Source organism: Pseudomonas salicis, assembly GCF_057128705.1.
On sequence record NZ_JBSKHU010000009.1, the window covers coordinates 174098 to 199146 of the forward strand.

The 25049-nt window shown below is 56.1% G+C and carries 21 protein-coding genes and 1 pseudogene; 12 read left to right on the forward strand and 10 right to left on the reverse strand.

The window, feature by feature from the left end; genetic code table 11:
- Positions 1-65: 65 nt before the first annotated feature.
- From ACWKWE_RS27635 to ACWKWE_RS27650, 4 genes are all read right to left on the reverse strand, one after another.
- Complete coding sequence (locus ACWKWE_RS27635) at positions 66-1463, reverse strand: efflux transporter outer membrane subunit (RefSeq protein ID WP_483852301.1); 1398 nt, start codon at positions 1461-1463, stop codon at positions 66-68.
- Between the two features lie 399 nt (positions 1464-1862).
- Positions 1863-2810: a LysR family transcriptional regulator gene (locus tag ACWKWE_RS27640; protein WP_483852302.1), complete on the reverse strand. Its 948-nt coding sequence runs from the start codon at positions 2808-2810 to the stop codon at positions 1863-1865.
- 84 nt (positions 2811-2894) lie between these two features.
- Positions 2895-4064, reverse strand: a complete 1170-nt coding sequence (locus tag ACWKWE_RS27645; protein ID WP_483852303.1) for an MFS transporter — start codon at positions 4062-4064, stop codon at positions 2895-2897.
- 204 nt (positions 4065-4268) lie between these two features.
- Entirely contained in the window at positions 4269-4580 is a 312-nt protein-coding gene (locus ACWKWE_RS27650) for an ArsR/SmtB family transcription factor (protein WP_483852304.1), read from the reverse strand.
- 317 nt (positions 4581-4897) lie between these two features.
- On the opposite strand from ACWKWE_RS27650, the gene ACWKWE_RS27655 reads away from it, so the two are divergent.
- From ACWKWE_RS27655 to ACWKWE_RS27665, 3 genes and pseudogenes are all read left to right on the forward strand, one after another.
- A complete protein-coding gene (locus ACWKWE_RS27655) occupies positions 4898-5212 on the forward strand; it encodes an ArsR/SmtB family transcription factor (RefSeq protein WP_483852305.1) in 315 nt (104 codons plus the stop codon).
- 437 nt (positions 5213-5649) lie between these two features.
- A pseudogene (locus ACWKWE_RS27660) lies at positions 5650-6441 on the forward strand (MCP four helix bundle domain-containing protein); the annotation flags it as partial.
- Positions 6442-6534: 93 nt separating this feature from the next.
- On the forward strand, positions 6535-7296 hold the full coding sequence (locus ACWKWE_RS27665; RefSeq protein ID WP_483852364.1) for a methyl-accepting chemotaxis protein: 762 nt from the start codon (positions 6535-6537) through the stop codon (positions 7294-7296).
- A gap of 52 nt (positions 7297-7348) precedes the next feature.
- Here the strand turns inward: ACWKWE_RS27665 and ACWKWE_RS27670 are convergent, their stop codons facing one another.
- Both ACWKWE_RS27670 and ACWKWE_RS27675 read right to left on the reverse strand, forming a co-directional pair.
- The gene (locus ACWKWE_RS27670; RefSeq protein WP_483852306.1) at positions 7349-8629 is read right to left on the reverse strand and encodes an epoxide hydrolase family protein; all 1281 of its coding nucleotides are present in this window, start codon (positions 8627-8629) and stop codon (positions 7349-7351) included.
- 523 nt (positions 8630-9152) lie between these two features.
- Positions 9153-10268 (reverse strand): NADH:flavin oxidoreductase/NADH oxidase, encoded by a 1116-nt coding sequence (locus ACWKWE_RS27675; protein ID WP_483852307.1) that lies wholly within the window; start codon positions 10266-10268, stop codon positions 9153-9155.
- A 441-nt stretch (positions 10269-10709) separates the two neighbouring features.
- Between ACWKWE_RS27675 and ACWKWE_RS27680 the strand changes: the two genes are divergently transcribed.
- The 9 genes from ACWKWE_RS27680 to ACWKWE_RS27720 are packed head-to-tail and all read left to right on the forward strand — an operon-like array spanning position 10710 to position 19847.
- Positions 10710-11882: an ABC transporter substrate-binding protein gene (locus ACWKWE_RS27680; protein ID WP_483852308.1), complete on the forward strand. Its 1173-nt coding sequence runs from the start codon at positions 10710-10712 to the stop codon at positions 11880-11882.
- Between the two features lie 14 nt (positions 11883-11896).
- A complete protein-coding gene (locus ACWKWE_RS27685) occupies positions 11897-12763 on the forward strand; it encodes a branched-chain amino acid ABC transporter permease (RefSeq protein ID WP_483852309.1) in 867 nt (288 codons plus the stop codon).
- A gap of 1 nt (position 12764) precedes the next feature.
- Positions 12765-13772, forward strand: a complete 1008-nt coding sequence (locus ACWKWE_RS27690) for a branched-chain amino acid ABC transporter permease (protein ID WP_483852310.1) — start codon at positions 12765-12767, stop codon at positions 13770-13772.
- Between the two features lie 4 nt (positions 13773-13776).
- A complete protein-coding gene (locus ACWKWE_RS27695) occupies positions 13777-14562 on the forward strand; it encodes an ABC transporter ATP-binding protein (RefSeq protein WP_483852311.1) in 786 nt (261 codons plus the stop codon).
- Positions 14556-15248, forward strand: a complete 693-nt coding sequence (locus ACWKWE_RS27700; RefSeq protein WP_483852312.1) for an ABC transporter ATP-binding protein — start codon at positions 14556-14558, stop codon at positions 15246-15248. Before ACWKWE_RS27695 ends, ACWKWE_RS27700 begins: the two co-directional genes overlap by 7 nt.
- The gene (locus ACWKWE_RS27705) at positions 15245-16102 is read left to right on the forward strand and encodes an N-acyl homoserine lactonase family protein (RefSeq protein WP_483852313.1); all 858 of its coding nucleotides are present in this window, start codon (positions 15245-15247) and stop codon (positions 16100-16102) included. Before ACWKWE_RS27700 ends, ACWKWE_RS27705 begins: the two co-directional genes overlap by 4 nt.
- 28 nt (positions 16103-16130) lie before the next feature.
- Complete coding sequence (locus tag ACWKWE_RS27710; protein WP_483852314.1) at positions 16131-17579, forward strand: aldehyde dehydrogenase family protein; 1449 nt, start codon at positions 16131-16133, stop codon at positions 17577-17579.
- Positions 17580-17603: 24 nt separating this feature from the next.
- Positions 17604-18758 carry an iron-containing alcohol dehydrogenase gene (locus ACWKWE_RS27715; protein ID WP_483852315.1) on the forward strand — a complete coding sequence of 385 codons (1155 nt, stop codon included), beginning with the start codon at positions 17604-17606 and terminating at the stop codon, positions 18756-18758.
- Positions 18759-18797: 39 nt separating this feature from the next.
- Complete coding sequence (locus ACWKWE_RS27720; protein ID WP_483852316.1) at positions 18798-19847, forward strand: LacI family DNA-binding transcriptional regulator; 1050 nt, start codon at positions 18798-18800, stop codon at positions 19845-19847.
- An 18-nt stretch (positions 19848-19865) separates the two neighbouring features.
- Here ACWKWE_RS27720 and tcuC read toward each other — a convergent pair whose 3' ends face one another.
- The 4 genes from tcuC to ACWKWE_RS27740 form a co-directional block, all read right to left on the reverse strand.
- Positions 19866-21164, reverse strand: a complete 1299-nt coding sequence (tcuC, locus tag ACWKWE_RS27725) for a tricarballylate/proton symporter TcuC (RefSeq protein ID WP_483852365.1) — start codon at positions 21162-21164, stop codon at positions 19866-19868.
- 41 nt (positions 21165-21205) lie between these two features.
- A complete protein-coding gene (gene tcuB / locus ACWKWE_RS27730; protein ID WP_483852317.1) occupies positions 21206-22363 on the reverse strand; it encodes a tricarballylate utilization 4Fe-4S protein TcuB in 1158 nt (385 codons plus the stop codon).
- Entirely contained in the window at positions 22350-23804 is a 1455-nt protein-coding gene (tcuA, locus tag ACWKWE_RS27735; protein ID WP_483852318.1) for an FAD-dependent tricarballylate dehydrogenase TcuA, read from the reverse strand. Before tcuA ends, tcuB begins: the two co-directional genes overlap by 14 nt.
- A 200-nt stretch (positions 23805-24004) precedes the next feature.
- The gene (locus ACWKWE_RS27740; protein WP_483852319.1) at positions 24005-24934 is read right to left on the reverse strand and encodes a LysR family transcriptional regulator; all 930 of its coding nucleotides are present in this window, start codon (positions 24932-24934) and stop codon (positions 24005-24007) included.
- Positions 24935-25049 lie beyond the last annotated feature (115 nt).

The window sequence follows — 25049 nt, forward strand, 5'->3', positions numbered from 1 at the left end:
TGGTGGCCCGGTTTTTTTTGGCCTGATTCTCAAGCAGCGTCTCCGATCGACTAAGTGTCCGTACCTCAGGCTTTTGCTGGCAGCCAGCCGCCGCCCAGCGCTTTGTAGATGGCAACAATTCCACGGTAGGTATCCACTTCGGCTTGTGCCTGTGCGTCCTCGGCACTCAGACGCTCGCGCTCTGCGTCCAGTAAAACCAGAAAGTCGACCACACCCTCGCGGTACTGCATCGAAGCAAGGTCCGCTGCTTTGCGGCTTGACTCGCTCTGGCTAATCAGCGACACCAATCGCTGTTGCCGTTTGCTGTAGTCACTGAAGGCGTTCTCGGACTCCTCAAGCGCCAATAGGACATGCTGTTCGTAGTTTGCCAGGGCGCCCTCGGCTTCCGCGTTTGCGCCGCGAATTCGGGCCCGTACGCTGCCAAGGTCAAATGCCGGCCACGTAATGCTTGGACCAAGGGCCCAGGCTTGCGCGGCTGAGGAGCCGATTTGCGAGCCCCTCCCGGCGGTGAACCCCAAAAAGCCGCTTAGGCTTACTCGAGGAAATAGGTCGGCGGTTGCCACGCCTATGCGAGCGGTGGCTGCCGCCAATTGACGCTCGGCACTACGTATGTCCGGTCGCTGGTTGAGTAATGCAGTCGGATCACCAATGGACAATGATTTCGCAATCGCCGGCAGCTTGGCCGGGCTCAGATTCACGTCCAACGCTTCAGGCCGCTCGCCCAAAAGAGTGGCGATGCGGTTGCGTTGTCGAACCTGCTCGGCTTGCAGTTGGGGAATGGTCGCTTCAACGGCAGCGAGCCTTGCATCTGCACGCACTACATCCAAGTCGTTGCCCACGCCGGCCTCACGCATACTTGTTGTGATGTTTCGCGATTCTTGTTGGTTCTTCAGGTTGGCCACCGCGATGCTTTCCCGAAGCTGCGCACCTCTGAGCTGGCCATACGCATCCACCAGTTCGGCGATCATGGTGATCTGGAGCTCATACAGGTTGGCCTCTGCTGCTTCCTGATCTGCTGTGCTCGCTTCCAGCTCACGCTGGATCCGCCCGAACAGGTCTATCTCCCAAGCCATATCGAGACCAAGGTCATATCGCTCGGTGTTCACGCGCTTGGTGGTGGTGCCTGGCTGTTGCCCCTTTCCGAGGTCCGCGCTTGCACGGCTCGTGACGACGGGCATTGCATCGTTACTGACGTCGTCGCGGATCGCGCGCGCCGCTTTCCAACGTGCGAATGACACGCGCAGTTCGCGGTTTCCAGACAGGGATCGTGACACCAGTTGGTTAAGTGTCGGATCGTCGAACTGCTGCCACCAGAGGGTTTCAAGATGGGAGCGGTCGTAACTCCCTTGTGCCGAGGAGTGGACCTGCGCAGGTAGCGGTTCGGGGGATTTGTAGTCGGGGCCTACCGTGCACGCTGCCAATGCAAGAACGAGTAGGCTGGGGAGAAGCAGTTTCATATTCATGAGAGTCTCCTACATCATCAAGTTGAGCTGTACCAGCCTGTTTGGAAAACAGTTACCCGCTCTACTGCAGATGATCTCAGCGGAAACTTCTTGCGACGGATCAATAAGCTTTGTGTGCCCGTGGTGGGAGCTAGGTTTAATCGGTTCGCGTAGGAGGATTTTTACTCATGAAAAACACATCTGCTAATTGAAGCCGACGAACCTTTGTATCGATCAGGTTAATAGCGCGTGGCTAGGCGCTCGGATGACTGGTGTGATGAGCAAACCCACTTGCCTGCTTCATCGCCCTGTTAGCATAGGCTCTAGGTCGGGCTTTTACCTGATTCATGCACAAGGGAAAAGCCCGATGAGGAGATTGTTCCATTATTTATAATTTAGATTTACAGCGCGCGAAACAAGTTAGCTGTCCGCGACGCCTGTCTTATCGCTCACTTCAATGCCTTCCCCGGCGTAGCCTTCTGTTTTGAACAGTTGAACCAGCCATTCGATAAAGACGCGGACTTTGGGAGCAAGGTTTTGTTTATGCGCGTACATTGCCCAAACCGGCTTTTTCTCCAAGTTATGAGTAGGCAGAATTTTCACTAATCGTCCTGCTTCCAGCAAACCCTTAACCGAGAAATGGAGCCCCTGGAAAATGCCCATTCCTGCCAAGCCGGCGGACAATGCGGCTTCGCAATCGTTGACCAGAATGCTGTTCTTCAGGCGGACCGTCTGTTCGTCTGTACCCTGGATGAACACCCAATCCATTGTTTTTCTGTTTGGACCGGAGAAGAAGTTGATAGCTAGGTGTTGGTGAAGGTCCTTCAGTCGCTCGGGTCTGCCCCGTTTCTCGATGTAAAGCGGCGAGGCGCAGGCGATCATGGAAACCGTCCCCACCTTCCGTGCCACAAGCGCTGAGTCCTTGAGTCCTCCTACACGCACTGCGCAGTCGATGCCCTCCTGAATGATGTCCACCATCTGGTCACTGATACCGACGACGAGCTCAATATCGGGGTAGAGGGTTTTAAACTCGGTCAACGCCGGAATGATGAGCATCTTGGCGAGTGATACGGGAAGCTCAACTCGCAATTTCCCCTTAGGGGTCTCTTCTGCTGTCGAAAACATTCCAAACGTATCGGAAACGACTTCGAGTGCCTGGCGGCAGCGCTGATGGAAGGCTAGCCCTTCACTGGTCAGACTCATCTTCCGCGTTGAGCGATGTATAAGTCTGACTTCCAAGGTGTTTTCCAACTGCTGGATCGCCCTGGTGATGTAGGGTTTGTGCAATTGCAATGCTTCGGCGGCCCCAGAGAAGCTGCCTGTTTCGACGACCTTCTCAAAAATAGTCATGGCTTCGATCAAATTCATGTCGTCGATCTCCAAGCGGCGGCGTCATGCTCACCAAAGCAAATTTCGAAAGCGCTGCCCGCCGGGCAGCGCCCTGTAGGCAGTTTAGGCTGCGGCTGGAACGCCGAGTATGTGTTTCTGCGAGTAGCGCTGTGACAGCCGGACAACAAATGCTGCAAGCACTGCGACGGCTGCGGCAACGAGAGGGACAGCTTGTAATCCAAGGCCTGCGCTGATCACCATGCCACCGATCCAGGCACCTAGTGCATTACCGACATTGAACGCACCGATGTTCAGAGTGGCGACCAGGTTGGGCGCCTTGCTTCCGAAATTCATAACGTTGATTTGCAGCCCTGGAATAGATGCGAATGTCACGACAGCCCACAAGAAGAGGTTGATCTCAACGGGTATCAACGACGGCATGGTATAGGTCACTGCCGAACTTACCACTGCCAGTGCCAACGCTATTCCGGTAAGCGCAGTCCCCAAACGCCAATCCGCCAGTCGACCGCCGACGGTGTTACCAATGGTCAGCCCGACTCCGATAGACAGCAGGCTCAACGTGACGCCCTGGGCTGAGATTTTCGTTACATCCTCAAGCATTGGAGCGATGTAGGTGAACATTGCGAACATCGAGGTGTTGAACACTACGGTGGTCAGGAGCGCCACCCAGATTCCTGCGTTGTTAAGCGCCTTGATTTCACTGGCGAAGTCGACTTTTTCTTCGTCAGCGCCATTGGGCAACACACGCCACAACCCGATCAACGTGATAACCCCCAGAATAGCGATCGCCCAGAAGGGAGCGCGCCAACTTGCGTACTGGCCCAAAGCGGTGCCCAGTGGCACGCCCAGAACATTCGCCAGTGTTAGGCCAGTGAACATCATAGCGACCGCTTGGCCTTTCTTGCTGTCGGCGACCAGGCTGGCAGCAACAACAGCGCCTATACCGTAGAAGGCCCCCTGGCAGAGTGCGGTGAGCACCCTTGCGAGCATCAGATACCCGTAGTTGGCGGCTACCGCACAGAATACGTTGCCCAAGATGAATATTGTCATCAGCAGTATCAGGGCGTTTTTGCGTTTCATGGATGCCGTCAAAAGCGCCATGATCGGCCCACCGATCGCCACGCCTAGCGCGTAGCCCGTAACGAGCCAGCCTGCGCCAGGGATAGACACCGAGAGGCTGCGCGCGACATCCGGCAACAGCCCCATAATCACAAATTCTGTAGTCCCGATCGCGAATGCGCTCAAGGTCAGTATCAATAATGCAAGTGGCATAGCGGTTACCTGAATCTAGGGTGGGAGGTTCCGGTGATGCTGATTTCTAAGCGAGTCAGCAATCTACCGGCGCTCAAGTTAGACAGTTCGATCACTGTCGAACTGTTGTTTAAAAAAGTCAGACGTTTGAGTAGGCTCAATCAAGGCAGTAACGAATTGAGGTTCGAATGTATTTATTGGAATAGGCGAGGCGGTGGGCTTGACTTATATTTCGGACAGCTGCGTTATATACGCTCGAAGCACGTCTCGTCTCAGCGTAAGACTTTTAAATTTCCCTTCGCGGATGTAAAAAATCAGCTCGGCTCGTTCAAGCTCTTTGATGTGGTGCGAAAGAGTCGGCGCGCTGATGGAATGATTCTCCAGCAAGGTTGAGCAGGAACATGGACCCTGTGCAGCACCGATTTCTTTTAATAACTGATATCGCCGCGGTGCGGCCAGCGCTTGAGCGATGCGTTCAAACTGAGTGAGCGTTAGTGCCAGTGTGCGATCGTCTTGATGGTCCGCTTTGTCCCACATACACAAATCACTTTACTCATAACAGTTTTGCAACTGTCGAACTGTTTGATCAACAAACCCGCCGGGCAGCATCCATTAACCTGGCGCTTCGTTGAAAAAAAGACCGCAGGATGTTGCCACTGCGGCCGTAAATTAATCGTCGCTGCAAAGGTGTTAACCAGCGACGTGTTGGATGTTGCCAGTCTGAGGGTGGAGCGACTAGCTACAAGTTATGTAAATCACAATTATCGCTTTGGAAATAAACATTTTCCCTCCCCCGTGTTACATAGCACGCCTTTTGAGGCGATTGATTTTTTGTGTAGGACGGGGGGCGTTCAGTGGCAGAAGACTTAAATGTATCAAACGATATCATTCACAAAGCACTTGCTAATTCGACGCGTCGGCAAGTCTTGATGTGGTTGAAGAAGCCTAATCAGTACTTTCCTGATGCCATTCGTTCAAGAAAGGGGGGGGTCCCTGCAGGGGAGATCGTGAGGCGCTGTGATGTCTCACAGTCGACGGTTTCAGTGCACTTGAGAATACTGACCGGAGCCGGGTTGTTGCTTGTAGATAGGGTGGGGCAAAACGTTCTCTATACCCGCAACGAACCCATTATCCGTAGATTCTTAACCGCCATAAAAACGGAGCTCTAGTGCTCTGCTGTGTACGACTAGCGTGCTTCCGACTCGGCTGAGATCCATTTTCAATAAGCATCAAGGCGCAGCGGATTCAGTCCCTGGGTTTTGAGGTCGACGACGCCGTGTCACTGACTGGCGTCATGCTACCGACTCAAGGTATGCCCTGCAGGGCTGGGCAGTATTGTGCTTCGGGCATCTGACACGGCGGGCATCAGAGATGCGGGCGTGGGCTGGCAAGTTGAAACTCAGTCTCCTCGGGCCATGGCTATTTTGATCATTAGCCTTAAGCGCTCCACATTGTTGATCCGCGAACACACTCTTTGGCGATGAGGCCTGCGGCGTACAGACTTCATACATCGCGATCAGCAAGGACGAACTTTCTCGTTAACAGCCATTCGCTACCTGCCGATTTTTGAACGCTTTTCTGAACATGACCGCTGTCAATCAAGGGGATGAATTCGGTGAACCTATTCGCGCGCTTTAAGTTTTCTACCAAATTGCTCACAGCTTTTTTGTTGTGCGCCTTCATCACGTTGTCAGTGGGCTTGGTGGGTATGACCGGTACGGCGCGTTTAACTGACATGCTCTCGAAAATCTTTTCCCAGAATCTCGTCGCGGTGTCAGGTGTTGCCGAGGCGCTGGGCGGCGTCGCATCCCACAACCGCGGCTTGTACCGGTTGCTTAGTGCTGAGCGCGGGGGCGCCACGCAGGGGGAAACGCAACGTTTGAGAACCGAGTTGGAGTACAGCAAGGGGGCCACCGAGCGGGCGTTATCTAGTCTTGGCGAGCTCCATGAGGGCGTTGCCGAAGCCAGCGTGATCAAAGTTGCCCAGCTCTGGCCGGAGTACGTCGCAAGCTCCACCGAAGTCATGTCGCTGATTCGAGCGGGGGAATACGACCGGGCGATGTCGTTGTTGGATGATCGCAACGCCAGTGCATTTCGGGCAATCAGGGACACGCTACGGGTCATGGTTGAGGCCAACAATGAGCAGATCAAGGATGGCGCAGCTCTGGCGCATGAGCTGGAGCGGAGCGTATTCATCAGGCTCGTTATTGGCGTCACCATCGCGTTTTCGGTCGCGTTGATGATCGGTATTTTTATCACCCGCATGATTACTAGCCCGCTTCGTGCTGCGGTATTGAGTGCTGAGCGAATCGCGAATGGCGATCTGACTCATTCGGTGGTTGCGTCGGGCACTGACGAGGCGGGTCAGTTGCTAAAAGCACTGGGGAACATGCAGAGCAATCTAAGGGATACCCTTCTAAAAATTGCAGACGAAGCGAGGCGTCTGGTCACCGCAGCAGAAGAGCTCATGCAGGTCACCGAAAAAAGCACTATGGGTTTGGCCCGTCAAAATGGAGAAATCGAGCAGGCTGCTACAGCTGTCAATCAGATGACGGCGGCCGTTGAAGAGGTGGCGTCTAACGCAGTGTCGACATCAGAAGCTTCTCGCAGTGCTGCCAGCGAAGCAGAAGATGGACGCAGCCAAGTTCATCGAGTGGTCGCGGGGATCGATATTATGCAAGGCGACCTCGTTCAATCGGATGTTGTGGTAACCGAGCTGGCGGGGCGAGTCCGAGGGATTAGTTCCGTTTTGAATGTGATACGGACCATCGCAGAGCAGACTAACCTGCTCGCCCTGAACGCCGCGATCGAGGCTGCCCGCGCAGGGGCGCAAGGTCGCGGATTTGCCGTGGTGGCCGATGAGGTCAGAGCTCTTGCTCACAGAACTCAAGCGTCAACGCTGCAGATAGAAAGCATGATTGGCTCTGTCATAGCGGAGGCCGATGGCGCGGTTGCGGCTATGCGCAAGAGCCTGGGTACGGCAGCATCTACTCAGGACAAGGCGCGCTTGGCAGGCCTGGCGCTGGAGCAGATCACCAGTACAGTGTTTCAAATTAACGAGCGAAATCTGCTCATAGCAGCCGCTTCGGAGCAGCAGGCTCAGGTGGCCCGTGAGGTTGATCGTAATCTGGTGAACATTCGCAGCCTATCGGAGGAGACTTCCGTCGGCGCTACCCGGACAGGTGCTTCGAGTCAGCAGCTAGCAGGGATGGCTGCGTCATTCAATGTTCTGGTTGGCAGGTTCAAGCTCTGACGGCATGACCTGGTACCTTGCGCGCAACGGGTGCGCGCCAAGCACCATTGGCTCAAGAAGTGGTCTTGAAAAACGCCGTGATATCGCTAGCGAACGTCTCAGGCGTTTCCCAGAACGGGAAATGCGCTCCCTGGCGGACTTCGGTCCAGCGAACGATGTTGAAGAAGCGTTCGGCGAATGCGCGGGGAGGGCGGCCGTTTACAAATTCCCTATCAGGCAGGTAAGCCGCCGTCGGAGCTGTGATGCGGCCACCTGGGAAAAACGGCGAGCCGCCGGGTTGCCTGAACGCTTGGTAGAACCAGATGCTGGACGCCACGGAATCGCTTACGAGATACACCATGACTTCCGTGAGCACCCTGTTGAGGCCCAGTTTTGCGTCCTTTTCGTCACCGAGTGCCTTATTCAGATCGCCCGCAGTGCTGTCCAGATCTGCCCAAGCGTGGAACTTGTCGGTAAACCAGGCAGCTAGCCCGATCGGACTATCCGCCAAACCATAGGCCAAGGCGGCAGGTTTTCCGGACTGAAGCCAGAAATATGCGAAAGCCTTAGCTATGAACGCGTCCTTCTCGGTTGTCCAAGCTGCGACATCGGGGGGCTGCTCTGACAGCGGTACCGGAGGTGTCGGTACCATGTTCAGATGCAGTCCGGTGACATTCTCCGGAAAGTCATGCGCTAGATACGTGGCCAGGACGTGCCCATGATCACCTCCTTGAAGGCCGAACTTTTCATACCCAAGCACTTGGGTCATGAGCTGTTGATAGTGAGCGGCGATCTGTGTTGGGGTAAGCGCTACGATGGGTTTGCTCGCAAAGCCGTGGCCTGGCAGAGATGGGGCAACCACCGTCAGTGCTGTTCGAGGGTCACCACCAAAGCGGGCGGGGTCAGTGAGTCGGTCGATTACATCGACTAAGGAAAATCTGGAGTACGGCCATCCATGAATGATCATAACCGGCTTGGCTGGTGGACTACCCGCAGGGACTTTCCCGGGTACGTGGTAAAAGTCGAGCAACAGATTGTCGACTTGGGCAGTGAACTGCGGGTGGCGGTTGAGTGCTCTTTCTGCATTACGCCAGTTGTAGCCCTGCAGCCAGTGCTCACGTAACCCACTCATATAGGAAGCATCCACACCTTGCTCCCAGCCATTGGTGCCGAGTGGTGAGGAGATCTGGGCATCCGCTACGCGTTTGTGGATGCGGTCCAGCGTCGACTGGGGCACGTTGATATGAAAGGGGGTGATTCCCTTCAGTTTCGCGGTGCTGGCAAGTGCCTGCCCTACCGTGGTTGCAAGCAGCGCAGCCGTCATGCCGGTTTTTATGAAATCACGTCGGATCATCAAGTTTTTTTCCTCGCAGGCAAATTGAAGAGCTCGCCGGTAAGCGAATGTGGGGTGCCTCTCGTCGGCGCGAATCGCGAATGGCCGGTTATCTGCTGCCCTTAGGCGTCAGAAGGTTTGGGAGTTTTTTGTGGAGTAATCTGAAGCTGAATGGTCTGAAGCCACGCCGGTGTTTCGGCTTGACGCCGAGCCTGTTCGGGTTCAGTTACCGATTGATAAACATCGCCCGATGCTATCAGCGCCCTTGAGTTGCAGTGCATCAATACGGTGGATGAGCACTATCAATATCCCAGGTCGGGTACCGTTAAGCCTTGCGGACGGGCGTTTCCCTTGTTGACAGCATTCTTGTCAAAAGGGAGAGGTCTGGATGAGCTGGGTTTTGCGTGTTCAACACGGTCAAAGGCAGCGAAATCCAGTGTCAGCACATGGACTCGTAAGTGCGGGTCGGACGCAACGTGTCTGAGACCAGGGTTCATACAGACGCTCAGACGCTCCGGTTCGAGGGAGCTCATACGGCCTAGACTCAGTTCTCCTTTCTCAGTGCCTTGAGCGGGTCGCCAGAGCGCATTGAAGGGTGACTTCGGGCATATTGTGGCGGGTAATTCATGGATTCATTCAGCTCAGCTGCGGCGTGCCATGCCCAGCGTGGGTCGTAAGTCATCCCGCGACCGAGTGCAATGAGGCTCGCTTGGCCTTCCTGCAGAATTTGTTCTGCGGCGTGTGCTGAGTTGATAAGCCCTACAGCGATGCTGGGTAGGTGCGCATTCAGCTGAATCTTCTCGGCGAGTGGCATTTGGTAACCAGGTCCTACAGGTATCTTCTGGGTAGGCAAAATACCGCCGCTCGAAGCGGCGATGTAGTCGCATCCGCGGCTTTTTAGGGCCTGTGCAAACGCAACGGAGTGTTCTGGCGACCAGCCGTGTTCAATCCAGTCCGTTGCAGAGATTCTCACCCCCAACGGTTTGTCGGCTGGCCACGCCTCTCGGACTGCGCTAAACACTTCCAGCGGATATGCCATGCGGGCCTCGTCGCTTCCCCCATATCCATCTGTTCGGGTATTGGATAGTGGTGAGAGGAACGAGTGCAGCAGGTAACCATGTGCGCAATGCAACTCGATTAGGTCAAAGCCTGCTGCCTCGCACCTTTTTGCAGCCCCAGCATACGATTTCAAGAGCGCGCGCATGTGATCACGCGTGAGCATTTTCGGTGTTGGTCTACCCGGATAGGCAAGAGCCGAGGGGGATATCAGACCCCATCCTCCTTGCTCCGACGTCAGTGGCAGTTGTCCTTTCCAGGGAACGGACACCGATGCTTTTCTCCCCGCGTGAGCAAGCTGAATGCCGAGCTTGGCTCCCTTGTGGTGGTCTCGAAACGCAGTCAACCGTTTGAGGGCGTGGGCCTGTGTGTCGTCCCAAAGCCCCAAGCAGTTTGGGCTTACGCGTCCTTCGGGCTCAACTGCTGTCGCCTCCATGATCACCAATCCGGCGCCCGAAATCAGCAGGTTGCCAACGTGCATCAGATGCCAGTCCTGCAGTACGCCATTCTCGTCCGCTGAGTATTGCGCCATCGGCGAGACAACGATTCGGTTGCTCAGCGTCAGGTTGCGCAACTGAAATTCGGTGAAAAGCAACGAAGTCATTCTGCGAGCCTTTTTTTGTTGTAGGTGCAGGGAAGAGGGTGGCTTCCCCTGATTTCGGCGACGTTTTCCATAGCACTGTAGGGATGCAGATAATCAGACCGATAGGCTCAAAAACGAGGGGGGTCTTAACTTTTGCTAAAGGTGTTCCTCTCGCGGTCAGCTTCGGAAAGCTAGGCATATGAAAAGCTTAGAATTTTCGGAGAAAACGATTTCTAAGATGTGGGGAGAATCTCGAGATTTGATTTTTTATTTTTCTCTGATTAATCGTTTCACCAAATCAGACTGTTAATAATATATATAGGTAAGCATTTGATTAATAACAGTTAAATTTATGAAAAGTTAATTTTTTCTGCTCTCCGATTGGGTGTGTTGACACAGCCTGGTGGTTTGATGATTATGAGAAAACGTTTTCTCAAAACAACAAAACGCTAGGAGAAGCGCATGAACATTCTCGGATTTCCGTCCCGTCCTCTTGCGGCCACCGCGCTGCTATTCACGTGTTTTTCATCCTTCGCCTGCGAGGTCAAACTTGGCACGGTCGGCCCGTTGTCTGGGCCTGCGGCGCAGTGGGGACAAGCCATTAAAGGGGCTGCTGATTTCGTGGCCGCTGAGGCTAATGCCGATGGCGGCCTGGAGGTCGGCGGTAGCAAATGTCAGGTAAGCGTTGTGGCAGTTGACAGCAAGTACACCGCTGAGGGCGCAGCCGCTGCCGGCAACAACCTTGTCAGCCAAGGCGTGCGCTTCATGATCGGGCCGATCGGTTCGCCTGAGGTCACTGGCATGAAACCCATCGCGACCCGCAATGGCTTGCTGATGATGAGCAACAGCTTTGCCAAAGACGCCATTGGCCCTCAATGGCCGATGGTGTTTCATCTAGGGCCAGGCCCCGGCACTTGGGCCGACCCGATCGTCAAGGTCGCCAAGACAACATTCAATATCAGTACGGTTCTGCTGATTGCGCCGAATGACCAAGCGGGTACTGATGTCGCAAGTGTCGATGCTCAGGTCTACGAAAAAAACGGCATCAAAGCGCAGCAAGAGTATTACCAAAGGGGGACTACCAACTTTGCCCCGATCGTCACGCGCATCATGATCGCCAAACCGGATGCTGTTGATACAGCGTCCACGCCGCCGGGTGATGCCGGAACCTTGATACGCCAGCTGCGCCAAGCCGGATTCACCGGCGCCGTAGGCCGTCTTGGTGGTCCGGGGACTGAAGAGATTGTACGCGCCGCCGGAGGGCTCGAAGCGCTGGGGGACTTCTATTGGTATGAGCCAGTGGTGATCGACGAAAAGGTGCGTGAGATTGCCACGCGCTACAAGGCGCTGCTCAAGGCCGATGCCCCCGAAAATAATTTCTTCTACCAATACACAGCGACCGCGCGGCTGGTCTTGAAGGCCATTACCAAGGCCGGTACTGCCGAGGACACCAAGAAGGTGGCGCAAGCCTTACGCGAGTTGCCGGTCGAAGACCCCAACCTCGGAAAAGGGCTATGGACCGGTCAGGACGTCTTCAAGATCAATCAAGAGGTCTCCTTCCCCTTCGGTGTCGGTTTAATCGTCAAGGGTAAGCAGCAGCCCGTGCAGCGTATTGAAGTGGCTGCGGGTCTCTAAGCGGGAGCGTTGGTATGAATGACATTATCTCTACGGGGCTGATAGGCCTTTCGCTGGGAGCGCAATATGCGCTCTTGGCTCTGGGCTTCACCCTCATCTTTGGAATCCTGGGCGTTGTCAATTTCGCTCATGGCGGGTTCTATCTGTTGGGTGGCTACATCGCCTACAGCAGCGTGCATTATCTCGGCGTTCCTTATCCTGTCGCCGTGTTGATCGCTGTTGCGGGTACCGCACTTGCTGGCTATCTGTTCGAGCGTTGGCTACTTGAGCGAGTCATCGAAGATCCGTTGTCATCCCTGATTCTCACCTTGGGGTTGTACATGGCGATCAGCAGCGGGGTACTGGTGATGTTTGGCCCGGACTCTGTCGAGTACCGATTCCCGTTGACCGGTGCGCTGCGCGCCGGCCCGTTTTTCATCCCGGTGGAAAACCTGATCGTGCTCTGCGCCTGTGTGGTGACCATCGGAGCCACTTACTGGATGATTTATCGGACTCGATTCGGTCGCTCGCTGCGGGCGATGGCACAGGACCGTCCAGTGGCTATGGCGCAGGGTATGCGGGTCAAACTCCTCTTTCCCTTGGCGTTTGCCTTGGCGACCGGACTGGCTGGCCTGACCGGGGCGCTCGTAACACCGATATTGTCCCTTGCGCCACAGGTCGGCGACCCGGTTCTGGCGACATCGTTTCTGGTGGTGATTCTCGGCGGTCTGGGCAGCATCGGTGGCGCAACAGCCGCCGCATTCATCGTCGGCTTGGTCGAAGCGTATTCGGCGGTGTACCTCGGTGGCTCAATGGGGGCGCTCTCGTTGTTCGTCGTGGTGCTGATCATTCTGGTGATTAAGCCCTCGGGCTTGTTCGGCCGTGAAGTGCGGGGGGCTTGAAATGAAAATCTCCCGTTTGATCCAACGTGTCGGCGGCGCCGAGCTGATCTGTTTGCTGATACTTACCGCCTGTTTCGCGATTCCACTCCTTAGCACTAGCCCTGCGACGTTGTCGCTGGCGACTCAGATCATGATTGGCATCATGGGTGCCATGAGCGTTTACATCATGATGCGTATGGATCTCATGAGTTTCGCAGTGCCCGCTTTCATGGCTGCCGGAGGTTATTGCGCCGCGATTGCGAGCCTGCGATTTGGAATTATTGACACTGTTTTGCTCGCAGTATTGAGCTTTCTGGTGCCGGCACTCTTGGCGTTACCCTTGGGTTGGATGGTGCTTCGTCTAAAGGGTGTCTACTTCGTCCTGGTTACCTTCGTGGTGGCTGAGATAGTGCCGTTGCTGCTGTTTGAAACCCCATCGTTGACCGGTGGCTCGAATGGTCTCGCAGGGCTGCCCGCACCGTCGTTCTTCGGCGTTCTGTTGGAAGACAACCGTTCCGTACTGTTTCTCGCCATCGCGTTGGCTTTGGCATGTGGCGCCATCACGGTGATCGTGACGCGGCGCTACCGTCAGCATTTTGCGGCCATCGAGGAAGAGCCGATCCTGGCTCAGAGCCTAGGACTGGTGGTCTGGCGCTACAAGGTGCTGGGCTTCTGCGTGGCTGCGGGCGTGGCGGGCCTGGGTGGTTTCGCGTTGGTCAACATGTTGCTGACAGCTCACCCCAGTTCGTTCTCAGCCATCTCTTCGGTGAATTACATCGCTTACGCCATTGTGGGTGGAAAGGCCTCAATCCTGGGGTCGCTGGTGGGCAGTTCTTTGCTGATCTGGGCCTCGAATGTGTTCAGTTTCCAAGGCGAGTACTCCCAAGGTCTGTTTGGCTTGCTGCTGATCTTTGTGGTCTTGGTGGCCAAGGGCGGAATTATGGGGCTGGTGCATGGGCTGATTACCAAAACGTGTTCAGCGAATCGCTCGGCGCGCAATAAATCTGTGCCCGTTCAGCCATTGAGGTGATGCCATGAATCCATCTTCAACAGTCGCAGGGTCCACTTTGGAGCCTGCAGGTGCCCCAGTACTGCGGGTCGAGAGCATCTGCAAGCGATTCGGCGGCATCAAGGTGTTCGACAACATCAGTTTTTCAATCGCTCCGGGCGAGGTGCTTGGCGTTATCGGACCCAATGGTGCGGGCAAGACCACATTGATCAACGTGATCTCTGGCCAGCTGCCGCCGAGCGCCGGCCACATCAAACTGGCCGAGCGTGAGGTCACCGCGTTGCCACTTCATGCACGCGCGCAGCAGGGGTTGATTCGTAGTTTCCAGCAAACCAAAACCTTCAAATGCGCAACAGTGGGTGAAAACATCGCCCGGGCGATTACCTTCAGCGGTAATCGGCACTCGATGGCCGCCGGCCGGATGGAGGCTTTAATTGATCGATTCGATCTACGTGATCGACTTCATCTACCGGCTGACAAACTGCCCTACGGGCAGCAGAAGATGCTCGGTCTTTTGCTGACTTTTACTGCTAGCCCACGAGTGCTGTTACTCGACGAGCCAGCTGCAGGCCTTGAGGGTAGCGAGCGCGGTCGTATCGACACGTTTGTGCGGGAGGCCGTCGACCAGTTGGGTTGCGGCGTGCTGCTGGTCGAACACGACATGGATTTGGTCAAGCGTCTTTGCACGAGATTGCTGGTGCTAGACGGCGGCCGTTTGTTGGCAGAGGGCGCTCCTGAGGAAGTGCTCAAGCGTAAGGACGTTATTGAGGCCTATCTGGGGACATCCGAAGAGGAGGGCAGTCCATGCTGACCATCGAAAACCTCCATGTTCGCTACGGCGGCATTACAGCGTTCCGCGACCTGTCAATTCAGGTCGAGCGAGGAGAAACAGTTCTGCTGGTTGGAGCGAATGGGGCTGGAAAGTCCAGCCTGATCAATGCCGTGATTGGTCTGGTTCCCCAAGCCAAGGGCAGTATTCGTCTGGCTGGGGTGACATTGGATGCATTGTCCTGCGATCGACGTGCCCGGCAAGGCATCGGTTATTCACCAGAGGGCCGGAGAGTGTTTCCCGCCATGTCCGTACGCGACAACGTGCTGTCTGGCGCCTCGCTTGTTTCTGCGGCCAAGCAGCGCGAGGTCTATCACTGGCTCAGCAAACTGTTCCCCATGTTGGCCGAGCGAGCCCAGCAGCCTGCTGGCCAATTGAGCGGTGGCCAACAACAGATTGTAGCGATCGCACGTGCCATGAGTTCCAAGCCTGCGCTGCTACTGCTCGACGAGCCTTTTCTAGGGTTGGCACCGGTCTGGATTGCTCAGATCAGTGACGCTGTACGCCAGTTTCAAGCGCAGGGTGCAACGATTCTGATGACCGAACAGATGGCTGTCCCGGCGCTGAAACTCGCCACGCGTGGCTATGTTATGCGCGGTGGGGTGATCACCCGCAGCGGCACGGCTGCACAGATACGTGAAGCTGCTCTTTCGGAGGAATACCTATGACAACGCTGGACGACCTGGGTGCAGGTAGCGGTGACGTCTATGAGCTCGTAGCCATCAAGTACGCCACAAACCAACGCCGTGGCGCTCGCGAAAACTTTTTAGCCCACCATGATTTGCATGACGGCCCAATGCCGATGGATTTCTTTGTCTGGGCGGCGGTGTCCAAGGAGCGGGTGGTGCTGATTGACAGTGGATCAGATGAGGCCACGTGCACCCGTCGGGGGCATGAGTTTCTACGCTGCCCGGCAGGCGCTCTGGCTGAGTTAGGTATCGATCCTGCCCATGTCTCGGATCTGGTGGTGACCCACATGCATTGGGATCACATGGGCAACCTCGATAAATTTCCTGCCGCGAGGCTCCACATTCACAAAAGCGAGCTTGCCCATGCAACGGGATGCGGCATGTGCCATCCGCTCCTCCGACGGCCTTACGATGTGGAGCAGATTTGCAGCGTGATCAAGGCCCTGTATGGCGGACGCGTGGAGTTCAACCATGGTGAGCGTCAGATCGCACCGGGCATCAGCGCTCATCACGTGGGGGGGCACACCCCAGGTCTGCAGGTGGTACGGGTGCGTACTCGTCGCGGCTATGTCGTGCTTGCGTCGGATGCCATGCACTACTACGCGAATGCGACTAAGGGCAACCCGTTTCCAGTGGTAGTCGACGTCCAGGAGTATCTGGATGCCTTTGGCACCATCGAGGCGTTAGCGGACTCTCCCCAACACATCATCGCGGGTCATGACCCGCAGGTGATGCAACTGTTTCCCGAATGGTCAGCACCTTCCAAAGGTATCGCGATCCGTCTTGACGCCGAACCCTTGGCTCAGATTCCGCTGATGCCTTCGCGGGTCTGACTTCACGATCATGAACAGGATTTTCTCGATGACAGATTCCAAGCAGCTTACTCTCCAGTTACCGCCGACAGGATCACTGATCGACGGCACTTGGCGCGACTCCGGCCACCAATTCGAAGTGAAAGATAAATTCAACGGGCAGACGATTGCTAATGTTTCAGAGGCCAGCCGCGACGAGGTCACATTGGCCGTGCGTATTGCGCACCAGGCGTTTCTTCAGGGACCACCCGCACCTCATGATCGCGGTCAGACGTTGCGACTTGCTGCTGATGGGTTAGAGCGTCAGCGAGAGCGCTTTGTCCAGATCATGGTCAGTGAAGCCGGTTTCACCATTACTGATGCAAACGGCGAACTCGACCGGGCGAAAATCACCTTAGCGCTTTGTGCTGAGGAGGCCACACGTCTAACCGGCGAGATAGTGCCTTTCGCTGCGAGTCCAGGTGCGCACAAGCGTATGGGGTTCACCCAGCGTTTTCCGATTGGTGTGGTGTGTGCAATTACGCCTTTTAACGCGCCGCTCAACACTGTGCTGCACAAAGTGGGACCAGCATATGCCGCTGGTAACCCTGTAGTGCTCAAACCGTCGGCATTCACGCCCCTGACCAGTGCGTTGTTGGGCGAAGTTCTGCTGGAGGCAGGAATGCCCACGGCCTACCTATCGATCTTGCAAGGGGAGGGCGATACGGTTGGCGCCTGGCTGCTTGAAGAGCAAAGCATCGCTTTTTATACATTCACTGGTAGCACGCGTGTCGGGCGGATCATCCAGCAAGCGGCGGGCTTGCGTCGGACCCAGATGGAGCTCGGAAGTATTGCCAGCACGCTGGTCTGCGCAGATGCCGATCTGGATCAGGCGATTCCTAAAATCGCCAATGCAGGTCTGCGCAAAGCGGGGCAAGTTTGTACGTCCGTACAGCGCCTGTACGTGGAGCGATCGATCGTCAGCGAAGTGTCCGAGCGACTGGTGACCTTTGCCGCCACGCTACAAGCGGGTGACCCTCGAGACCCGGCGACCAAAGTCGGTCCGTTGATCACAGAGGCCTCGGCAATACGCGCCGAAGCATGGATACAGGAAGCCGAGGCGAATGGCGCACGGGTGCTTTGCGGTGGAACCCGCAGGGGTTCGGTCATCGATCCGGCGATTCTCACCGATGTGCCAGTGGACGTCCGAGTCTGGTGTCAGGAGGCGTTTGCACCATTGCTGGTTATCCATCCCTTCGACGATTTCGACCAAGCGATTCAGAGTGCCAACGACACGCCTTATGGCCTCTCAGCAGGCATATTCACCAAGAATCTGGATCGCGCTCTAAAGGCTGCGAGCACTTTGCGGTTTGGCACCGTACAGATCAATGAAACGTCCAGCGCAAGGTCCGACGTGATGCCATTTGGCGGAGTAAAAGACAGTGGCTTCGGCAAGGAAGGACCTTTCTACGCGATGCGCGAAATGACCGAAGAGCGCTTGGTTATCTTCAATCCTTAAGCCTATTCAGCGGGACTCATAGCCATGACAATTTCATCGTTTTTCTGCCCGACCAGGTTGTATCTGGGCTCGGGATCGCATCAGAAACTCGCGGATGTGATCAGACAGTACGGTGCGCAGCAGGTATTTATCGCACTGGATGCCGCGCTGGTCACAAGCGATTTTTTTGCCCGGATTCGTGCGCTGCTCGACGAGCTCGGCGTGTCGTATATGACCTATACCGAGATTGAGCCGGATCCCAGCGCGAATACAGTGGGCAAGGCTTTTGAGGTGTGCTCGGCGCAAGGCGCAACCTTGTTGCTGGCAATAGGCGGCGGCAGCACCATCGATGTCGCCAAGGCGGTAGGGATCCTGGCCACCAATGGTGGACGAATTCATGATTACGAGGGCATCGAGAAGTTCACCATCGCACCGTTGCCATTGATTGTTATCCCGACTACGGCAGGTACTGGCTCAGAGGTTTCCGGTTCCTGTGTGATTACCGACACCGAGAGCCAGCGCAAAATGTCGATCCGTCACGCGGCTCTCAACCCAGCGGTGGTCGCCATCCTTGATCCGCTCGCTGTGCGAACTGTCCCTGGCCATGTGGCAGCTCACTCGGGCATGGACGCTTTTGTGCATGCATTTGAGTCATTCATTTCCCGACAGGCAAACGCTTTTACCGACGCGATAAATCTGCAAGCCATCGAATTGATCGCAGGCAACATTCGCCAGTTTGTGTCCAATCGAGAAAACTCGGCGGCAGCTTCCAACATGCTGTACGGCTCGGCTCTGGCGGGGATCACATTCGGTCAAACCGGATTGGGCAATGTCCATTGCATGGCGCGCTTCATCGGTGCGTCTTTGCATTTGTCGCATGGTCTTTCCAACGCCGTGTGCCTTCCCCATGTCGCGCGGTTCAACATGCTTGCCAATCCAGAAAAGTTCGCTCGAATCGCGGCGGCGATGGGCCGCCCTGTTCAAGGTATGTCTACGCTGGACGCAGCAAAAGAGGCCGTTCACGCAATCGATGAGCTATGCAGCGATCTGGGAATTCCTTCCCGTTTGCGGGATCTGGGGGCAGATGAGGCTGATTTCGATGAAATGGCGCAACAGTGTTTGCAAGCAGATTACAATCGCTGGAATCCGCGACACACCACCCAGGCAGACTTCCGACAATTGCTTCAACGGGCCTTTTGACCCCGTGCATTTTTTGGTGGGATCAATACAGGCATATCCATGACTCGATCAAATAAACCGGAAAACTCACCCGCCAAGCGCGTGACGGTACACGACGTGGCTCGCGCTGCTGGCGTGGCGATAGCCACTGTCTCACGCGTAGTGAATGGTGTTCCTACTGTTGCCGAGGAGGTGCGGGCGCGCGTTCTGGTGGCGATCGATGAGCTGGGGTGGACGCCTAGCGTTGCCGCACAAAGCATGCGCGGTATTTCAGCGCGGATGATCGGGTTCATCTTCTCGGACATCCGCAACCCGCTCTATGCTGCCATGGTCAAGGGGGCGGAGGACGTGCTCAGCGAACATGGCTACATTCTCATGGTTGCCAGCAGCAATGGCAGTGCTGAACGTGAGATCGCGCTGCTGGATTTGCTCAAGCGCCGCAGCGCTGACGCCCTTATATTCTCGGTGGAGGATGAAAGCAACTCTGAGGTGTTGCGTACGCTTAAAGCCAGCGGCCTGCCTGTAGTGTTGCTTGAGCGTGAGCTGCAAGCGCCGGTCAACGCGGTCGGGGCTGACCACCTGGATGGGGCCCGTCGAGCGGCTGAGTACCTGTTGAGTCTGGGCCATAGACGCATTGCAATGATCTCGGGCGGGAAGGGTAATCGAGTGGCTCGTGACCGCTTGCGTGGCTTGGAATTGGCCCATGAGCGCGCGGGAGTCAGTATCGACCCGCAGCTGTTGAAGCTGGATAGCTTCGACAAGGACTACGCGTTTCGCGAAACACAGATGCTGCTCAACTTGAACGAACCGCCTACAGCGATTATCGCCCTGGGTATGCACCTGCTGGCGGGGGTCTTGCCCGCCATTCGCATGAAAGGGCTCTCGATCCCTAACGACATCTCGCTGATTGCCTCCAATGACAGCGAGCTTGCGCAACTGGCAACGCCGGCAATCACCGTGATTCGCTATGACGCGAGCACATTGGGGCGTGAGGCTGCGCGTTTGTTGTTGCGCCAGTTGAACGGCGAACAGCAGCCCGACGGTACCCGTATTCAGATACCGACGGAGTTGGTCCTTAGAGAGTCATGCGCAATTCCACCGACACGCTAAGTATCGTCCTAGCGGCCTTTATCCCGCACTCAGCGCAATGTTGCGCGGTTGCCGATACAGCACAATCGTTGCTGACAATCCGCATAGCGCGGCGAACATAAGCCAAAAGGCGGGAGAGGCTTTGTCACCGGTTGCTTGGACCAAAAAGGTCGACATAGCCGGGGTGAAGCCACCGAACACTGCTGTCGCGAGACTGAACGCCAACGAAAACCCCACAACCCTCACTTCTTGCGGCATCACCTCGGTAAGCGCCGCCACCATCGCACCGTTGTACACGCCAAAAAAGAACGAGAAGTACAGCAAAACCACCAGCAGTCGTTCGAAACTCGCAGCTGCTGCAAGCCAGTGCATCGCCGGGTAGGCTGTAAAAATGCACAGCAATGAAACTGCGAGCAGCAGCGGGCGACGGCCGATTCGATCGGATAAGGCGCCGCCAATCGGCAACCAGATGAAATTGGTTAAGCCGACGAACAGCGTAACGACCAGGCTGTCGGTGGTACTCAGGTGCAGTACCGACCTGCCGAACGTTGGCGTGTACACGGTGATAAGGTAAAACGTGGTGGTTGTCATCGATGCAAGCAGCCCGCCAGCCAGGACTGTGCGCCAATTGTCGCGCATGGAGCGAAAGACTTCTGCTGCACTCGGATGATGTGATCGTGACTTGAACGCTTCGGTCTCCTGCAACGACCGTCGAATCATAAAGATGAACGGGATAATCACACAGCCGATGAAGAAGGGAATCCGCCAGCCCCATGCGGCAATTTCAGTTGCCTCAAGATGGGCATTGATAGCGTAGCCAAGCGCCGCCGCCAAAATGATCGCGATCTGTTGGCTTGCCGATTGCCAGCTGGTGTAGAAGCCAGTTCGGCCAGGTGTAGCAATCTCTGCCAGATAGACCGAGACACCGCCTAGTTCGGCGCCCGCCGAAAAGCCCTGCAGCAAGCGGCCTAAGAGCACCAGGATCGGTGCCGCGACGCCTATGCTGGCATAGCTAGGCACCAAAGCTATCAGCACGGTACCGCACGCCATGATCGACAGAGTGACGATCAGCCCTTTGCGGCGGCCAACCTTGTCGATGTACGCACCCAGGACGATTGCACCGAGCGGGCGCATCAAAAAGCCTGAACCGAAAACGGCGAAAGTCATCATCAGCGATGCAAATTCGCTACTGGCGGGGAAAAAGGTTTGTGAGATATACGTGGCGTAAAAACCGAACAGGAAGAAGTCGAACTGCTCTAGGAAATTACCACTCGTGACTCTCACGATCGCACCAAATTTTGAGGTACGTGATCTAGGGGGTTGCGTTGCGGTCATCATGGTCAGGTTGGCACTCATTATTGTTATGGGAGGGGGAGCCGTCAGTCACTGCCGGCGTTGATTGGATTGGGTTGGCGTTTTTCGATGGTGTATTTCAACAGTGCAGCACTGCGGAATATGCCGTGAGCGAATTTGCTGTAAGGCATGGTTAAGAAGAACGCCATCACCAGTCCCAGATGAACAGCCAGCAGCAAGCCCAATGCATTGGTTTCACGCCCGGCTAGTAGTGCGAGACCACTTGCACTGACCAGAAACAACAGAGCGATAAATCCCCGATCCATTGGCTTTTGCTCTTCATCACCTTGTTGCGGGTTACGACGCAGGTTCATCCACAACAATCCAGCCGGGCCGATGAGCAGCCCGACGCCACCGAAGATTCCCAGCATCACGGGCAGGCTGAACATGGGGTAGGGAGCGGACCAATCCAGAAGAAAGTGGTACAGCGTGGCAACGCCGGTAGCGGCAAAACACAGCATGAATCCGTAGAACGTAAAGTGGTGAAAGCGCCTGCGCCACAAGGTGAACTTGTCATCGTCGTTGTTGCAGCCTTCGCCATGGCCGCCATCCAAGTATTTGAGCTGAGCGACATTGGCCGTCGCCTCTAGCGCTGCGCTTGTTTTTAAGGGCAGCGGTGCGTCGGTGGGGGAGACGTTGCGCCAAAAGCGACCCACACCGATGCTAAGGGCAATCACGGAAAATCCGAATACCGCCCCAAACATTACAGCTAGGGTGTTGTGCGGAAAAATCCCGTAGAAGTTACCGCCAGGCTGGCCAATGAAAAGGTTGCCCATTACCGCAAGCGTTAGGCAGAGGAACAATGCCAGGCCCAGCCCGGACGCCAGTGCCAAGGTCAATCCGTTGCGCTGGTACAGTTTTCCGAGGGGTTTTGGCCAGGCGTACTCGACGTAGGTTTCTAGGCGCACCTTCGCCATGGCCTTGGGCACGTTCACTGCAAACTCATGGGGGGCCGCATATTGGCACGCCGAGAGGCATGCGCCGCAGTTGTGGCAGAGATTCGCCAGATAATGAATATCCGCCTGGGTGAACTCCAGCCGACGTGTCATTGCTGGAAATACCGCACAAAATCCCTCGCAGTACCGGCAAGCGTTACAGATGGTCATCTGTCGCTCGACCTCGCTCTCTTGCAGGTTAAGGACCGGGATCAGTTGGCTGGAGGTCTGAGGATCAAACAGTTGCATGTTGAGATTCCGTATTCGCGATTGAAGGGCCGAATCCTACGGAGGCAGCCGCCTGAACCCCGGCGATACGGCCGAACGCAGTGCCGATAGCCATACCAATACCGGCGGTGTAACCCTTACCCAGGACGTTGCCGGCCATCATTTCTCCAGCGACGAACAGGTTGGAGCTTGGTTTGCCGTTGAAATGCACAGCGGCGGTTTCATCGGTGGCCAGGCCGAGATACGTGAACGTGACACCTGGTTTTAGCGGGTAGGCGTAGAATGGCGGTTTGACGATTGGGCGTGCCCAGTGAGTCTTGGCTGGAGTCAGCCCCTCTGTATGGCAGTCGTCCAGAGCGGTGTGGTCAAACGTTCCGACTTTGCAGGCGTGGTTGTAATCCTCGATGGTTTTGACGAACTGTGCCTGGGGTAAATTCAACAGCTGCGCCAGCTCTAATAGCGTCTGCGCCTTGGTGCCAGGGAACACGGGTGGCATGAATCGGCCGATCGCTTGCTGATCGATTATGGAGTAAGCCTGTTGGTTCGGCTGACCTGCCACCAGCCGACCCCAGATCGCATAGCGCTTGGGCCAGAAGTCCTCACCCTCGTCGTAGAAGCGTTCGCCATTGCGATTGACCACAACTCCTAGGGAAACACAGTCGATACGGGTACAGATCCCTCCGTCATACAGCGGAGCGCGGGCGTCGATAGCGACCATGTGCGCTTGGGTGGGATCACCGATAACATCGGCACCCAAATCCAGCATTCGTCTCAACAGTACGCCGGTATTAAAACGCGTACCGCGAATCAGAAAGTTATCCGAAGGCCATTCGCCGTGTTCGTTCTGGCCCCATGCCTCACGTAGCCATTCACGATTCGATTCGAAGCCACCAGCTGCCATCACACATGCCCGAGCTTCGATTCGTTCAGCTGGTAAAACACGGCCATCGACTTCGCGCTCTGCGATATGGGCGGCAACGAAGCGCCCGTCATCGAGTTCAATGTCGGTAACCTGGGCGTCGTAGCGGATTTTCACCCCCAGACGCTCGGCGCTGCGAAAGTAGGCGTTTACTAACGCCTTGCCGCCGCCCATGAAGAACGCATTGGTACGTGCGACGTGCAGGGCCCCAGACAGCGGCGGCTGAAAGTGCACACCGTGTGAGCGCATCCAGTCGCGGCAGGATGAAGAGGCTCGGATAGCAATGCGTGCTAACTTTTCATCCGTGATGCCTCCGGTCACCTTCAGCAGGTCCTGCCAGTATTCTTCTTCGGGATATGCATCAATCAGCACATCCTGAGGAGCATCGTGCATGCAGCGCAGGTTGCGCGTGTGTTGCGAGTTTCCGCCACGCCAGACCTTAGGTGACCCCTCCAAAAGCATCACCGTGGCGCCTGCTTCGCGTGCCATTAGCGCTGCGCATAGCGCGGCGTTGCCGCCGCCAATTACCAAAACATCGACCATTACATCTCCTCTATTCGCTAGCAGGGTGTACGGGTAGCTGCTGGCGAGTGGGCGAAAGATAGGGCGAACGTGGGGAGGGCGAAAGGCGGGTTTGTATAGGGGGGCTTTAGTTTTGCTAAAGGGTTACATCCCGCAAACTGGCCGCCCCGACGTGGGGGGCGGATGGCTCAATCCATTCGATACATCGGCTGGAAATGTCTTCAGGACTCTTCGATCAGCTTGGCACCAGGCCATTGTTGATCCTTGACCAGTTTCCGTGCGACGTCAGTGATTACGTTACGAGTGGCGAGCGCTGCAGGAGACAGCTCATCGTCCGCCAGCGTGGCCAGCAGGTTTCTGCGGCCGACATGGGGGTCTGCGATCTGCACACGTGACAATGCTGAATTTCCCTCGATAGCTGCCGCAGCACCTGGTTGAATGGTGGCGGCGTGACCTGCTCGAACCGCATTCATGAGCACCACCAGCCCGTCTACCTCCATGACGACATTGGGCGTCACGCCAGAGCGTTCGAATGCAATCATCAACGCCGTTCGCAAACCGTGTTGTGCACTGGGCATTATCAATGGAAGTCGCCCCAGATCGGCTAGCATGACACTCTCACCGGTGGGCGCGTCAGGCAGGCCACGTGAGGCGATCACAAACAGCTTTTCGTCTAGCAGTGGCGTCACGCTCCACCGCTTGCCACCTTCGAGTTGGAACACGATCGCAAGGTCTATCTGCCGCGCATTGAGTTGAGCCGCTAGATGACCCGATAGCATCTCCACCAGGTGGAGCTGGATATCAGGGTAGCGTTCGCGCATGGCATTGATCAGCGGGAGCGCAAGTACGGTTGCAGTGGTAGGGGGAAGGCCCACGCTGACATACCCGCTCATCCGTCCACGGTGGGCAGCTTGGATCGCGTTTTCTGCCTGGCGTAATGTGAGTTGCGCGTGGTGAAGAAATGCTGCTCCAGCGCTGGTTGGTATAACGCCAGTGCTAGTTCGATTCAATAGCCGGGTGCATAGCTCATTTTCCAGCTTCCCAATCTGTTGGCTTAAAGCGGACACACCGACCTCAAGCTCCAGGGCGGCGCGCCCCAGGCTCCCATGTTCGACAATCTTGACGAAGTAACGCAGTTGCCTGAGCTCCAAGGGGATCCGACTCCGAGCAGGAAAAAACCAGTCTACATTCTGTCTTGCTTGCGTTGTGAGGATTGTGCAAGTCATCGCGTGCGTGTGACTTCTTTCTGTCGCTCGATAAGCTGGG

Coding starts and splice junctions, on each gene's coding strand:
- ACWKWE_RS27665 (WP_483852364.1), top strand. CDS start 6,535: ATGGGTTTGGCCCGTCAAAATGGAGAAATCGAGCAGGCTGCTACAGCT.
- ACWKWE_RS27705 (WP_483852313.1), top strand. CDS start 15,245: ATGACAACGCTGGACGACCTGGGTGCAGGTAGCGGTGACGTCTATGAG.
- tcuA (WP_483852318.1), bottom strand. CDS start 23,804: ATGGTCGATGTTTTGGTAATTGGCGGCGGCAACGCCGCGCTATGCGCA.
- ACWKWE_RS27675 (WP_483852307.1), bottom strand. CDS start 10,268: ATGACTTCGTTGCTTTTCACCGAATTTCAGTTGCGCAACCTGACGCTG.
- ACWKWE_RS27680 (WP_483852308.1), top strand. CDS start 10,710: ATGAACATTCTCGGATTTCCGTCCCGTCCTCTTGCGGCCACCGCGCTG.
- ACWKWE_RS27685 (WP_483852309.1), top strand. CDS start 11,897: ATGAATGACATTATCTCTACGGGGCTGATAGGCCTTTCGCTGGGAGCG.
- tcuB (WP_483852317.1), bottom strand. CDS start 22,363: ATGCAACTGTTTGATCCTCAGACCTCCAGCCAACTGATCCCGGTCCTT.
- ACWKWE_RS27690 (WP_483852310.1), top strand. CDS start 12,765: ATGAAAATCTCCCGTTTGATCCAACGTGTCGGCGGCGCCGAGCTGATC.
- ACWKWE_RS27645 (WP_483852303.1), bottom strand. CDS start 4,064: ATGCCACTTGCATTATTGATACTGACCTTGAGCGCATTCGCGATCGGG.
- ACWKWE_RS27640 (WP_483852302.1), bottom strand. CDS start 2,810: ATGAATTTGATCGAAGCCATGACTATTTTTGAGAAGGTCGTCGAAACA.
- tcuC (WP_483852365.1), bottom strand. CDS start 21,164: ATGATGACCGCAACGCAACCCCCTAGATCACGTACCTCAAAATTTGGT.
- ACWKWE_RS27670 (WP_483852306.1), bottom strand. CDS start 8,629: ATGATCCGACGTGATTTCATAAAAACCGGCATGACGGCTGCGCTGCTT.
- ACWKWE_RS27695 (WP_483852311.1), top strand. CDS start 13,777: ATGAATCCATCTTCAACAGTCGCAGGGTCCACTTTGGAGCCTGCAGGT.
- ACWKWE_RS27635 (WP_483852301.1), bottom strand. CDS start 1,463: ATGAATATGAAACTGCTTCTCCCCAGCCTACTCGTTCTTGCATTGGCA.
- ACWKWE_RS27715 (WP_483852315.1), top strand. CDS start 17,604: ATGACAATTTCATCGTTTTTCTGCCCGACCAGGTTGTATCTGGGCTCG.
- ACWKWE_RS27650 (WP_483852304.1), bottom strand. CDS start 4,580: ATGTGGGACAAAGCGGACCATCAAGACGATCGCACACTGGCACTAACG.
- ACWKWE_RS27720 (WP_483852316.1), top strand. CDS start 18,798: ATGACTCGATCAAATAAACCGGAAAACTCACCCGCCAAGCGCGTGACG.
- ACWKWE_RS27710 (WP_483852314.1), top strand. CDS start 16,131: ATGACAGATTCCAAGCAGCTTACTCTCCAGTTACCGCCGACAGGATCA.
- ACWKWE_RS27700 (WP_483852312.1), top strand. CDS start 14,556: ATGCTGACCATCGAAAACCTCCATGTTCGCTACGGCGGCATTACAGCG.